This window comes from Candidatus Villigracilis saccharophilus (assembly GCF_016711665.1).
Map to the genome: position 1 here is coordinate 1 of NZ_JADJSO010000044.1, position 13347 is coordinate 13347.

At 48.9% G+C, this 13347-nt stretch carries 12 protein-coding genes; 11 read left to right on the forward strand and 1 reads right to left on the reverse strand.

The features are described 5' to 3' along the window. The coding region (locus tag IPL17_RS14035; protein WP_345307706.1) for a hypothetical protein at positions 1–287 on the reverse strand (287 nt) is incomplete at its 3' end. Positions 288–401: 114 nt separating this feature from the next. Between IPL17_RS14035 and IPL17_RS14040 the strand changes: the two genes are divergently transcribed. The 11 genes from IPL17_RS14040 to IPL17_RS14090 form a co-directional block, all read left to right on the forward strand. Further along, positions 402–683 carry a LysM domain-containing protein gene (locus IPL17_RS14040; protein WP_345307707.1) on the forward strand — a complete coding sequence of 94 codons (282 nt, stop codon included), beginning with the start codon at positions 402–404 and terminating at the stop codon, positions 681–683. A gap of 246 nt (positions 684–929) precedes the next feature. Continuing rightward, positions 930–1262, forward strand: a complete 333-nt coding sequence (gene rpsT / locus IPL17_RS14045) for a 30S ribosomal protein S20 (protein WP_345307708.1) — start codon at positions 930–932, stop codon at positions 1260–1262. An 85-nt stretch (positions 1263–1347) separates the two neighbouring features. Next, the gene (locus tag IPL17_RS14050) at positions 1348–1713 is read left to right on the forward strand and encodes a hypothetical protein (protein WP_345307709.1); all 366 of its coding nucleotides are present in this window, start codon (positions 1348–1350) and stop codon (positions 1711–1713) included. Positions 1714–1720: 7 nt separating this feature from the next. Further along, a complete protein-coding gene (gene argS / locus IPL17_RS14055) occupies positions 1721–2158 on the forward strand; it encodes an arginine--tRNA ligase (protein ID WP_345307710.1) in 438 nt (145 codons plus the stop codon). After that, positions 2146–3156: an arginine--tRNA ligase gene (argS, locus tag IPL17_RS14060; protein WP_345307711.1), complete on the forward strand. Its 1011-nt coding sequence runs from the start codon at positions 2146–2148 to the stop codon at positions 3154–3156. Before argS (IPL17_RS14055) ends, argS (IPL17_RS14060) begins: the two co-directional genes overlap by 13 nt. A 150-nt stretch (positions 3157–3306) precedes the next feature. Then, the gene (locus tag IPL17_RS14065) at positions 3307–4629 is read left to right on the forward strand and encodes a cyclic 2,3-diphosphoglycerate synthase (protein WP_345307712.1); all 1323 of its coding nucleotides are present in this window, start codon (positions 3307–3309) and stop codon (positions 4627–4629) included. 169 nt (positions 4630–4798) lie between these two features. Beyond that, entirely contained in the window at positions 4799–5125 is a 327-nt protein-coding gene (locus IPL17_RS14070; RefSeq protein ID WP_345307713.1) for a hypothetical protein, read from the forward strand. A 250-nt stretch (positions 5126–5375) separates the two neighbouring features. Next, on the forward strand, positions 5376–6455 hold the full coding sequence (locus IPL17_RS14075) for a spermidine/putrescine ABC transporter substrate-binding protein (protein WP_345307714.1): 1080 nt from the start codon (positions 5376–5378) through the stop codon (positions 6453–6455). Beyond that, positions 6452–7582, forward strand: a complete 1131-nt coding sequence (locus tag IPL17_RS14080; RefSeq protein WP_345307715.1) for a spermidine/putrescine ABC transporter substrate-binding protein — start codon at positions 6452–6454, stop codon at positions 7580–7582. Before IPL17_RS14075 ends, IPL17_RS14080 begins: the two co-directional genes overlap by 4 nt. Positions 7583–7641: 59 nt before the next feature. Further along, the gene (locus IPL17_RS14085; RefSeq protein WP_345307716.1) at positions 7642–10434 is read left to right on the forward strand and encodes a histidine kinase dimerization/phosphoacceptor domain -containing protein; all 2793 of its coding nucleotides are present in this window, start codon (positions 7642–7644) and stop codon (positions 10432–10434) included. Between the two features lie 15 nt (positions 10435–10449). Then, a partial coding sequence (locus IPL17_RS14090; RefSeq protein WP_345307717.1) for a PAS domain S-box protein occupies positions 10450–13347 on the forward strand: 2898 nt, incomplete at its 3' end.

Consider the following 13347-nt stretch of genomic DNA (forward strand, 5'->3'; position numbering starts at 1 on the left):
GGAACCGATTTCATGAATAACAGACCTCCGATTTCGTCTTCACCATCAAGCAGTATCAATTCCCTCCGAAAGCGCAAGTTACAGCGCAACAGACCCAGCATTATATTTATTGTTGCCGGGCTGCTTGTTTTAGGAGGAATGATCCTGTTGGTCCTCTGGCTGGCCGGGCCAAGCAAGCCAATCAGCACGTTCTTTGCCACCGAGACCGCCACCCCGACCCTAACATTCACGCCAACCAATACAACCACACCGACAAATACCCCGACTGCCACAGAAACATCTACCATCACGCCCACTCCGACGTTTTCAACGCCTCTTTTAATTATACTGTTCAAGAAGGCGACTATCTGGGACTTATTGTTGATAAATTCAACCTCGGCAATGATGGAGTCGCGTGGATCTTGCTGCTCAATCCATTTGGCGGAACAAGCCCGCAAGGTTTCCCGATCGGTGTAGATCCAGCAACTCTGAATATTCTGCCTGGTCAAGTGATTCTGTTGCCTGCGCCCGGAGCTCCACTGCCCACATCCACCCCGATCCCGGATAATCTCCCCAGAGGGACAAAACTTGATTATATAGTTCAAGCGGGAGACTCGCTTGGGGTAATCGCTGCAAAATTCAATAGCACTGAGGAAGCGATCATCGAGGAAAACAAAACTGACCCCAATGCTCTTTTGTGGTAGGCCAGTTACTGGTAATTCCTGTAAATATGATCACGGCAACGCCGACCCGCCCACCCACCAGCACTCCAGTGACGCCCGGGGCTGGTACGCCCAGCCCGACTGTAACCTTTACTCCCATCAACTAAACCCGGCTTGTCCCGCATTGAAAAACGCGGGACAAGCTTTTTAGAATTGCACAAAATTACTGGACAAATACCCACCCTCATGTAAAATACAGCGCTGTCAATAAAGAAAAGTAGTTATTTTTTGGAGGAAGACCTTGCCAGCAACATTAAGTCACAAATCAAACGCAATCGTCAGAACGAAAAGCGCCGTGTTAAGAATCGCAATTATCGTGGAGCCGCCCGCACCGCCATTACAGCCGCGCGTGAGGCTTTTGCAAAGAACGAACCTGACACAAAAGAATCAGTTCTGAAGGCAATCAGCACTCTGGATAGAGCAGCTCAGAAAGGCGTCATCCACCCCAACAACGCATCCCGCCGCAAGGGTCGTCTTATGAAGCGCCTCGCCGCTTTCATTGCCGCGCCTCCTGTTGTTGAGGAAGCCGCTCCCAAAAAGAAGAAAACTGCAAAGAAATAAGACCGCAGTTAATATGCAAGTCATTAAATGGGAGCGCCATTAATCGGCGGGTCCCATTTTATTACCCTAGGCTATAATCCAAATTATGTTTACACAAGAACAGCAAATCATCGAAGCAAAAATAAAAGAGTTCTGTGCCGCGAACGATATTCCGCTGGCGGAGCTTAAATGGCAGCCCATCCCCTTTTCCGGTGAATGGGGTTTTGCAACGTCATTCTTCCAGACTGCCGCCAATGAAGCGCGCGCGCAAGGCGGGAAAACCCGTCCCGCAGAGAGCGCAAGAGATGGCCGAGCAGGTCAAGGCGCAGATCGGCAGCGTGGACGGCATCAGCCGTATCGACGCGGTCAGGGATATCTCAATTTATATTTTTCAACGCTGCGTATGCGGGGTCGAGTTGTGGATGAAGTGCTCGCTTCTGGTCTGAACTGGGCGGGGTGTAAAAAAAAATGAGCGAGTCATGGTTGAGTATGCCCAACCGAACACGCATCACTCCTTCCATATTGGACATGCGCGCAATACGATCTTGGGTGAAGTGCTTGCGCGGCTGGTGGAATTCGCAGGCTTTGAAACGATCCGCGCCTCGTACCCCGGTGACCTGGGACTCGGCGTCATCACCGTGATGTGGATCTATGACAAACTCTACAAGGGACAAGAACCTGAAGGGGTGCATGAGCGCGGTCAATGGCTGGCAAAGCTTTATGTGGAAGCCACTGCCATGCTCGAAAAGAAGGAAAACGAAACGCCCGAGCAAACTGCCCAACGCGAGGCGTACGACGCCGAACGGCGCGAGATGTATCGCAAGTGGGATGCGGGTGATGAGTACGTGCGAAGTTATGGCGCGAAACCCGCGAGTGGAGTTTGGAAGAACTGCGAAGTATTAAAATGCTCGATGTGAAAATGGATGTGTGGTTCTACGAAAGCGATGTAGACGAACCGTCCAAAGTCATTGTGGATGTATTGATCGCAAGAGACATTGCCACCGATGAACGTCCGCAAGGCGGCGCGGTGATCGTAAAGATCGACGAGAAGCTCGGGCTGACAAAGGAAAAGTATCGCACAAATGTCCTTTTGCGAAAAGACGGTACAACCTTGTATTTGACAAAAGATTTGGCTTTGGCGAAAGTCAAGTTTGAACAGCATCATGTGGATCGCTCGATCTATGTGGTTGATTCACGTCAGGCACTGCATTTACAACAGGCATTTGCCATTCTCAAGTTATGGGGCTTCCCACAATCGGAGAAGTGTTATCACCTCGGCTATGGCTTCGTGAGCCTCCCCGAAGGAGCCATGTCCGCGCGTCGGGGACGGGTCGTGCTGTTCAAGGATGTAGCCGATGAAGCTGTGAAGCGCGTGCTTTTGGTTGAAACTGAAAAGAGTGCAGATATTCCAATTGAAGAGCGCGGAAAGATCGCTTACCAGATCGGCATGGGCGCGTTGGTATATTCCATGCTTTCGGTGGATAACAACAAGGATATTGTCTTTGATATCAACGAAGCATTATCTTTCGATGGACGAACTGGTCCGTATATTCAGAATGCGTATGTAAGGGCGAATTCAATTCTTAAGAAGTCGAAAGTCGAAGGTCAAAAGTCAGACCTTGGGCCTTCAACCTTCGACTATGAATTAACAAAGCATGAGGTCGAATTGATCGAACTCATCTCGCGCTTCCCGCAGACGGTGGAGCAGGCGGCGAATGAGTATCGTCCGCTGGTGATGGCGGCCTATGCGTACGACCTAGCGAATGCATTCCACTCGTTCTATCATGCGGTGAATGTATTGCAGACCGAAGATGAGAAAATAAGAAATGCGCGTTTGCAGTTGGTGATGGCGGCCAGGCAAACAATAGAAAATGCGCTGCGCTTACTGGATATTCAAGCGCCAGAGGTCATGTAAAAAACAGGCTAAACGTTCTCTAACGTTTAGCCTGTTTTCTTTATAATTATTGTGTATTACGTCGTGCTGGGTAAAAACGAAAAGACTCAAAACCCAAGCCGGGTCGTTTCGGACACTGTCCTCAGTGCGTCTTGTTTATAGGAGATCATTATGCCTATCAAAACCCTCATCATGGGAGCCGCCGGACGCGACTTCCACAACTTTAATACCTTCTTCCGCGGGAACAAGGATTATGAAGTGGTCGCATTCACCGCGACCCAAATTCCAGATATCGAAGGCCGCGTATACCCAACCGAACTCGCGGGAGAACTATATCCTGCGGGTATCCCGATCCGCGCCGAAGAGGAACTGCTTGACCTGATCAAGAAATACGGTGTGCAGCAGGTGGTATTTTCATACAGCGATGTGCCACATGAATATGTGATGCACAAGGCCAGCATGGTCAATGCCGCAGGCGCAGACTTCCGCATCATGGGCACTAAGAATACGCAGATCAAGTCGACCAAGCCAGTTGTGTCGATCAGCGCCGTTCGGACGGGATCAGGCAAAAGTCAGACCACAAGGCGCGTGTCTTTGATCCTGCAAGAGATGGGATACAAAGTCGCTGCGATCCGCCACCCAATGCCTTATGGAAATCTCGTCGCACAGGAAGTTCAGCGCTACGCAAATTATGACGATCTCGATGAATATCAATGTACCATCGAAGAGCGCGAGGAATACGAACCGCACATCGATAATGGTGTGATCATTTACGCGGGTGTCGATTACGAGAAGATCATCCGCAAGGCCGAAGCCGAAGCCGATATTATTTTGTGGGATGGCGGCAATAATGACTTCCCATTCTATGTGCCTGACCTGCAAATTGTTGTAGCCGACCCGCACCGCCCCGGGCATGAGTCAACTTACTACCCCGGTGAGACGAACGTGCGCATGGCGGATGTATTCGTCATCAACAAAGTAGACACCGCCGATGCGGAGAACGTCATCAAACTGCGCGAGAGCCTCCGCAAGTTGAATCCGACCGCGACACAGATCGAAGCGGCCTCTCCCCTCTTCGTGGATGATCCCGATGCGATCCAGGGCAAACGCGTATTGGTTGTGGAAGACGGCCCGACCCTCACTCACGGTGAGATGGCCTACGGCGCTGGATATATCGCCGCCCGCAGATTCGGCGCGAAGGAAATCGTTGACCCGCGTCCATTTGCGGTGCGATCGATCGCAGCGACATACGTCAAGTATCCGAAGACGGGACCCATCCTCCCTGCGATGGGATACGGCGAGGCGCAGACCAAAGACCTCGAAGAAACGATCAACAAGTCGGATGTGGACCTGGTCATCATTGGTACGCCAATCGATCTTTCCCGTGTGATGAAGATCTCGAAGCCAAGTCAGCGCGTGAGATATGAGCTGCAGGAGATCGGTCAGCCGACATTGACAGATGTTTTGATGAAGAAGTTTGGAAAGAAGAAGTAGATTGGTAATCGGTAATTAAGGATCGGGAAGTCGGGTGATAGAATTCATCCGACTTCTTTTTATGTTGTGTTTTGAGAAGGAGCAGGAATTAGAGCGGTAAATCTGGCTTGAATTCCTCTTTTAGGTAGTGAGTGGCAAAAAAATCAAATAATGAAAAAGGATAACAACAATGGACTATTGGACCGAAGGAAACCGCGCGTTCGCATTTTGGGATGAGGATGAATATTTTTACCCAGCCACGATCGTCGCACTCGATGGCGAAGATATATTTATCCGCTTTGACACGGGTGAAGAAGAATGGACCAACGCCGACTACCTTGAGGAATTTATTGTCGAGGTTGACGATGAAGTTGAATGCAAGTCAACGCAGGATAATTTATATTATGATGTGACCGTTCTCGATGTGGATGGCGACCGTGTTGAGGTGGAATATGAAGATGAAACCAGCGAGTGGAGCACATTAAGCCGTCTGCGTTTTTTTGTTGACGAAAGCTGATTAGACAAGCGGACAACAGACCCATAATTTACCCATTTTAATTTCCCTGGCACCCGCTCGTTAGACGGGTCTGGAAGCAGAAAATGCTGATTTTCGCGAATCAGCGTTTTCTGCGTTTATCGGAATCCCATTTTGCTCGTAAACAAGACAAAAATTTTAATAACCCTTTAGTTACAAATCTGCAAACGAATTCTCCACGAGCCAAAGTTGGGTATATAATGGCAAATAAGTTTTTGGGAGAAAATTCACAATGTCCAAACCCTGTCAACTTAATTTGCAGCTACGCAACTGCCTGCTTGTTTTGGTATTTCTCAGTTTGATTTTGCCAGGCTGCGCCCCCAAAGAACCACCCATTCCGAAGGAATTAATCCTGTACAACTGGGTGGAATATATGCCGCAGTCTGTGCTGGATGCTTTTGCAAAAGAGCAAGGCATAACGGTTAAATATGTAACCTACGAATCTCAGGAAGAAGCGTTTGACAATATACGGGCGGGAAATGTTTACGACCTGGTTGTATTAAAACCTGAATTTATCCCGGAATTAGCCGAACAGAACCAGCTTAAAGCCATCGACTACAGACAAGTACAAAATTTCAAGTATGTTTCGGCGAATTTCCGTGATCTGGCATTTGACCCGGGAAATAAATATACGATCCCGTTCCATTGGGGCACAACTGGTATTCTATTTCGCGCAGACCTGATTGATCGCCCCATTACCCGCTGGAGCGATCTATGGGATCCCACATTGGCGGGCAAGGTGGGCATTTGGCCGATCCCGGATTCCTTGATTCCCATCACCCTAAAGATGTTGGGCCATTCAGCAAACTCAGATGACCCTGCCCAAATGGAGGAAGTGCGCCAATCTCTGTTACAGCTTAAGCCCAATTCAGTGATCATCTCAAATACAAATGCTTCAGTAGTTCCCCTATTAGAAACGGGAGAATTGGAAATCGCCTTTGGCTGGGCTTATGACGCCATGCTGGCACAGGAATCAACCCTGCCGATCGAATATATCATCCCGCAGGAAGGTACCATCTTGTGGACCGATTATTTCTGCATCCCCGCCAATGCAGCCAACCCACGCGGCGCAGAGTTATTCCTCAATTTTATTTTACAACCTGAAATTGCAGCCCAGATCGTTAATGAGAGTTACTACCCAATGGCGGTTGACGGCATGGACGAGTTTATTATTCCCGAAATCCTGCACAACCCGGTCATCTTCCCAGACAATGCTCAAATGCAAAATGCTGAAATTACCCTGCCTACTCACAAAAGCCGCAAACCGGCTTATGACGAAATCTGGTCATCTTTTATGGAAGTCAACCCATGACCTTTGGAAAAAAATACAATATGCGCCTCTTTCTACACTGCCAGCTGATACTGTCTCGAATTTTTCTCAGCTTGCTGACGATGACCTTTGTTACTGCCTGCATCAGTCCAACACCTCCCCCAGCGCTCACGCCTACCGCGCATCCTTTGGCACAGGAGATCATCTTTTATAGTTGGGCAGAGGATGTACGCCAATCCGTGCCGGACATGTTCACTGAAGAATATGGGGTCAAGGTCAAATATATTGGATACGAATCCCAGGAAGAAGCCATTGCAAATATCAAGGCCGGGCAAATCTACGATGTGGTTCTTATAGAGAGCCGTTTTATTCCACAGTTAATAAAGGAAAATCTCCTCGCGGAACTGGATCAAAGGAACCTTTCTAATTCGAAAAATCTATCAGCCAATTTCCGCGACCTGGCGTACGATCCGGGCAACCGCTACAGCATACCCAATTCCTGGGGAACGACCGGTCTTGTCGTTCGAAGTGATCTTGTTGTAGAGCCAGTGACTCTTTGGGCTGACTTGTGGGATCCACGATACGCAGGAAAAGTCGGTCTTTGGATGGATGAACCTCGCGAGGTGATCAGTCTGACACTAAAATCCCTGGGCTACTCGGCCAACTCAGAAGATCCAGCGGAATTGGAAGAGACATTAACCCGTTTACTTGAACTCAAACCAAATATCATTGCTTTGGAAGATGCAAATTTCCCCACCCCAGATGGAATGCTGGCTAATGGCCAGGTTGTGATCTCAATGGGATATGCCGGTAATGCTTATGAAGCCGCTGAAAATAATCTTGCAGTGAATTACATATTACCCCAGGATGGGGCATTGCTTTGGAATGACACACTCGTCATCCCGGCAAACAGCCCAAACAGGTTCACCGCTGAATTATTCCTGAATTTTCTGATGCGCGCGGAGATCAACGCGACAGTGGTCAACGAAAACATATTCCCCACTCCAAATGAGGCAGCCTATGAATTCATTGACCCGGAGATCCTGAACAACCCGCTGATCTACCCCCCAAATGAAGACCTTGTTAACGCTGAGTTGATCCTGCCGCTGTCTCCAGAAGGCCAGCGTCTATACGATGAAATTTGGGAGCAATTTTCAACCGCTCCATAAAGCCAATTATGCTGAAAAACTTTTCCCCATTTTCACGATACCGCCTAAGTGGACAAGTCATGTCCCTCGTCAGCGGGGCATTGCTTATCACACTAATCATATTTTCACTCAGTGTCTTCTATTTTGTGAACCGGGTGGAAAGCGCAGCGTGGCGCGGAAGACAGAGTGAAGCCGCCCAAAATGCCGCCGCGACTGTGGCTGGATTTATTCAGCGAGTGCAGGATGCCCTGGTTGTGATCAGTATTGTTCCACCGGACCGAGCTGGATTGGAATCAGACGGACTAATAGCCTTACTTCAGGAAAACAAAGCTATATTGGAAATCATCCATATGGACGCGGCAGGTAACGTGATCGCAAGCGCCGCGCGGAATAAACGCGTTCTGGCAAACCTTATTACCATTCCCCAATCGCAATGGTATTTGCAAGCCAAACAGGGGCGAACCTATATTGGCGATGTGCAATTGTCCGCGAATGATATGCCGTATCTCATTATGGCTATTCCTGGTGCAAACAAGACTGTGGTCGCGGCCCGCATCCAAATGGACATCCTCTGGACAGTGGTTAACAACATCCAGTTTGGCGAATCAGGCGAGGTGATCGTAATTACCCAATCAGGGAACATCATCGCTCATACCAACCCGGAATTTGTTCTAACAAGGCAAACATTGTATGGTCGGCCTGAATTTTCAGCGATCCTGAACGCTCCTAATAATATATGGTCTGGCGCATACAAAGATTTTCATAATGAAAAAGTTGTAGGCGCCACTACCCGCATCCCCGAGACAGATTGGATCGTGCTCACGGAATTACCCCAGTCCGAAGCTTTTGCATACAGTCGAACAGCAGTTTTTGTGCTGGGTACTGAAGCATTCCTCCTCCTGTTCGCAGTAAGTTTGATTGTGGCACGCTTTATACAACCCTTGATTGCCAAGCCGATGGAACAATTAATTATTGGAGCTGATCGAATTGGGCAGGGCGATTTGAATTTTCGCATTAACATGATCAGCAAGAATGAAATCGGTCAGGTGGCATCAGCTTTTAATTCAATGGCCGCCGATCTGGAAAAACACCAGGACAACCTGCAAGCAGCCATAGCTTATGACTATGAAGTCAAACGGGCTAATGAACTGGCACGGTCGAACGCCATGAACCTGGCCCTTTCAAAAGTGGCAACCTTGTTGGAAAGCAGTTCGAATTCAGAACTAATCCTGGATACCCTCGGTGCTGAATTGAAAGAACTCGGTTTGGATTGCGGGGTTGTGACAATTGATCCAGAGGGAGAAGCAGCCACTATAAAGTATCTGTCGTTTAATCCTGCAATCATCCGGACGGTTGAGAAATTAGCGGGAGTGTCGGCGAAAAACTATATCATTCCAAAGCGTTATTGGCCCGACGACAGAGCCCTTAAAGAGCGGATTCCAGTCTGGTACTCCTTACTCGGGATGTTCCCCCAGATTCCCGAAAAGGTTGCCAAAATGGCACTCCAATTACTGGGGTTCAAACCTGAAATGCAACTTTGTATGCTCCCACTCATTAGCCGGGAACAAGTACTCGGGACTTTGATCATTTGGGGCGTGCATCTTTACTCGTCCGATGACATAATTCTTGGTGTCTTTGCCAGCCAAGTGGCCGGCATTCTGCAAAATGCCATAGCCCATGAAAACGAAACCAAACGGGCAAATGAATTGGCCCATACAAATATAATGCTCCTGGCGTTGTCCAAAGTCGCAGCGCAGTTGGAAACCACTTCCGATTCTGTTATGATTTTCGAAACCATTGGAAACGAACTCAAAAAAATGGGGCTTGAGAGCATGGTCGGAACTCTCGATGATGCCAAACAAAACCTGCAAATAAGGTATATATCGGCAAGCCCGGATACAGTCAGCTGGGCCGAAAAAATGACCGGTTATCACCTCAGTGACCTAACCATTCCTCGTCTCCTCTGGCCGTCCTCCAAAGTCGTTGATGAAAGACTCTATTATTGGAATTCGGTAAAATCTACACTCAATATTTTCCCAATACTCACGGAAACAGTGCAAAAAACCGCACTGAAAATGGCGGGTATAAACGTGAATGATCCTGTTTGCTACCTGCCGATTGCCACTGAACATGAAGTAATTGGCATGCTGTGTGTTTGGGGTTCAGAATTAAAACAAAGTGATTTGCCCGCCTTGAGCGTTCTTGCCAATCAAGTCGCAACTGCAATTGGAAATTCTCAATTATACGAAGCCGAAGCCCGCCGCGGATGGGAAAAAGAAGTGCTTCTCAAGGAAATCCATCACCGCGTCAAGAATAACCTGCAGATCATCTCCAGCCTGCTCAACCTGCAGTCTGATCAGATCCAAGATACCGGCACATTACGTGTCCTGCGTGACAGCCAGGCTCGCGTACGCTCCATGGCTTTGATCCACGAGAAGCTGTATCAATCCAAGAGCCTGGCAAAGATCAACTTTGGCGAATACGTTCAAAGCCTGTCAAGAGATCTGTTCCGCTCGTACCAGCGCTCCCTGGGAGATATCAAGTTGAATGTTCAGGTGGATGAAGTTTCTCTGGACCTGGATTATGCCGTACCCTGCGGCCTGATCCTGAACGAGCTGATGACCAACGCCTTGAAATATGCCTTCCCCAATGGGCGAAACGGGTCCATTCTGGTCGAGCTGCGCGCTAGTCCTGATCAGACTCTCAGCCTGAAGGTCGCAGATGATGGCGTGGGGCTACCCCCAGGATTGGACATCCTAAAGAACAAATCACTCGGATTACAGTTAATCAACAGTCTCGTAAAGCAGGTAGACGGCAATTTGCAGGTTGAAAAATCCATGGGCACGTCTTTTCAAATTTCGTTCAAGGCATGAACAAGTGGAGGGAAAATGACAAATGCGCGCATATTAATCGTTGAAGATGAGCAGATCGTGGTAATGGATATCCAAGTCACGCTTGAATCACATGGCTATACAATCGTGGGGCAGGCGGACAACGGTGCGGAAGCTATTATGAAAGCCGCCGAACTGCGCCCCGACCTGGTGCTGATGGATATCGGACTGAAGGGCGAAATAGACGGCATCGAAGCGGCGACCCAAATACGGGCGCAGTTCGATCTACCCGTCATATTTCTAACCGCCTTCGCCAACCAATCCACCCTTGAACGCGCGCGCGAGGCCGAACCGTTTGGATACATCCTCAAACCATTTGAAGAAAATGACCTGACCATCGCCATTGAAATGGCGCTCTACAAGCACAGCATCGAGTATAAATTACGCGAAAGTGAAAATAAATTCCGCAATGTGATCGAGCACGCATCGGATGCAATTGTTCTGAATGACAGCCAGGGAAATATTATCGAGTGGAACCCATCCATGGAAGCAATCACAGGGCTGAAGCGTTCGGAAGTGCTCGGGCAGTCAGCCGCAGAGGTTACATTCCGCTTAATGCCCAAAAAGATAAAGTCAGAGGATGTAGAGGCAGAAAACAAAAATCAGTGGCAGCAGGCAGTGCAAAGCGGCTATGTCAACACAGACCAAATGGCGGTCAGAGAGATCGAAAATGCACAGGGGGTACGCCGCATAATTCAAAGCAATGGGTTTGCATTTCGAGTTAAAAATGAACTATTCGGCGGAGTGATCATTCGTGACATCACTGAAAATAAGCGGGTGGAAACAGAGTTAAAGGAAAGTGAGACCCGTTACCGCGAATTAATTGAACTTGCTGCCGATGGAGTCCTGCTCGGTTCACATGAAGGCATCATTATTGGAGCAAATTCCTACATGTTGAATTTAGCCGGCAGGAGCCTGGCAAGCCTGATCGGATTACATATCAGTGCACTATTCGACCCGCAGGAGATTAATAACAAACCCTTCAGGTTCGATCTGCTGCAAAAAGGGGAAACTGTCATCAGTGAGCGTAATCTTCTACGCCCGGATGGCAGATTTACGCCAGTCGAAATGCATACAAAAATGATGCCCAATGGAACATACCAATCCATTTATCACGACATCAGCGAACGCAAGCAGGCAGAGGAAGAGTTGATCGTCAAAGAAACTGCAATTGCCTCCTCGATCAACGCAATCGCCATGTCAGACCTCTCCGGACGCCTGACCTACGTAAACCAGGCTTTTCTAAACTTGTGGGGCTACGACCATATTTCCGAAGTGCTGGGGCAACCGGTAACCGCCTTTTGGAAATCTGAAGACCAGGCCGGCCAGGTGGTGGAAGCCTTAAACGGTAAAGCAGGATGGGTTGGCGAAATGTCGGCAAAAGACCGCCATGGGATCCATTTGGATGTTCAAGTATCAGCTCATCTTGTCAGAACAAAAAATGGACAACCGATCTGTATGATGGCTTCGTTCATCGATATCACCGAGAACAAGCGGGCTGAGGAAGCGCTCAGACGCAGCGAAGAAAAGTTCCGTACGCTGGTTGAATCAATGGATGATATTGTCTTTACACTCGATCTTGAAAAACGCCATAGCGGTGTCTTTGGCTCGTGGGTCGAAAAAGTGGGTATGACCCCGGAAATGTTTTTGGGAAAGACCTCGCGCGAAGTTTTAGGGGATGACTACGCCAAAATTCATGAAGAAATGAATGAGCGTGCCCTATCCGGAGAGATTGTCTCCTATGAATGGTCTGGCGGCACAAAAGAGAACCCGCAGTATGTTTACACAACGCTTTCGCCCATAAAAGATTCGTCGGGAAAGATTACCGGCCTAGTGGGGGTTGGCCGAAATATCACACAGCGCAAGATCCTCGAACAAGTCGAGCATGAACAACGACAGTTGGCCGAGGCTTTGCTTGATACTTCCGCAGCCATCACCGGCACCCTGAAGTTGGATGAAGTTTTGAATCATGTGCTCAATAACATTGAAAAATTGGTCAGTTATGATGCGGCAATGGTCCTGTTGATCGAGGGGCATTCGGTTCGCAAGATCCTTCAACGCAGCGGTTCACTTCCAAAAACAGGAGATCAACCTCCATTAGGAAATACGCAAGCCAACCTGATCAACATTCCAATATTAAACGAAATGATCAAGACAGGCCTGCCATGCCTGATCCCCGATACGCAGACCGACCAACGCTGGCGCGCGATCGCGGGCATGGGCTGGATCCGCTCCTTTATCAGCGCTCCAATTCAAATCCGCGGGTATACGGCGGGCGTTATCAATGTGGTCAGCGCAGCGCCCGGGTACTTCACTCCTTTACATTCCGAACGGATCATGGCCTTCGCCAGCCAGGCGGCCATCGCCATCGAAAATGCACAGTTGTTTGAACAAACACAATATCTTGCGATGACCGATCCATTAACTGAAATGAACAACCGCCGCACCTTCTTTGATGCGGCCAGGAAAGAGTTTGAGCGCATTCAACGCTTCAAAAGAACCCTCTCGATCCTAATGGTGGATATCGATCGTTTCAAGAACATCAACGACACCTATGGTCATTCCGTGGGTGACCTGGTGCTGCGTGAAATCGCCGCGCGGATCAAGAACTCGATCCGAACTGTAGATATTGCGGCGCGCTACGGCGGCGAGGAGTTTATCGTGCTGATGCCAGAGACTGGTTTGGATGAAGCCTGCCAAGTGGCTGAAAGAATCCGAAAGAGCGTGGCTGACTATCCGTTCGGGGAAGAGACAGTCCCGGTCACAGCCACGCTCAGCATCGGCGTTGCCGAGATAGATGAAAAAAGTAAAAGCATGGATCAGCTAATAATATGCGCAGATCACGCGCTGTACACAGCCAAAGCTGCTGGCAGAAACCGGGTGGAAGGATACCGG

What these genes read in the sequence shown, in the direction of transcription:
- IPL17_RS14050 (WP_345307709.1), top strand. Translation starts at nt 1,348, where the DNA reads ATGTTTACACAAGAACAGCAAATCATCGAAGCAAAAATAAAAGAGTTC.
- argS (WP_345307710.1), top strand. Translation starts at nt 1,721, where the DNA reads ATGGTTGAGTATGCCCAACCGAACACGCATCACTCCTTCCATATTGGA.
- argS (WP_345307711.1), top strand. Translation starts at nt 2,146, where the DNA reads ATGCTCGATGTGAAAATGGATGTGTGGTTCTACGAAAGCGATGTAGAC.
- IPL17_RS14065 (WP_345307712.1), top strand. Translation starts at nt 3,307, where the DNA reads ATGCCTATCAAAACCCTCATCATGGGAGCCGCCGGACGCGACTTCCAC.
- IPL17_RS14070 (WP_345307713.1), top strand. Translation starts at nt 4,799, where the DNA reads ATGGACTATTGGACCGAAGGAAACCGCGCGTTCGCATTTTGGGATGAG.
- IPL17_RS14075 (WP_345307714.1), top strand. Translation starts at nt 5,376, where the DNA reads ATGTCCAAACCCTGTCAACTTAATTTGCAGCTACGCAACTGCCTGCTT.
- IPL17_RS14080 (WP_345307715.1), top strand. Translation starts at nt 6,452, where the DNA reads ATGACCTTTGGAAAAAAATACAATATGCGCCTCTTTCTACACTGCCAG.
- IPL17_RS14085 (WP_345307716.1), top strand. Translation starts at nt 7,642, where the DNA reads ATGTCCCTCGTCAGCGGGGCATTGCTTATCACACTAATCATATTTTCA.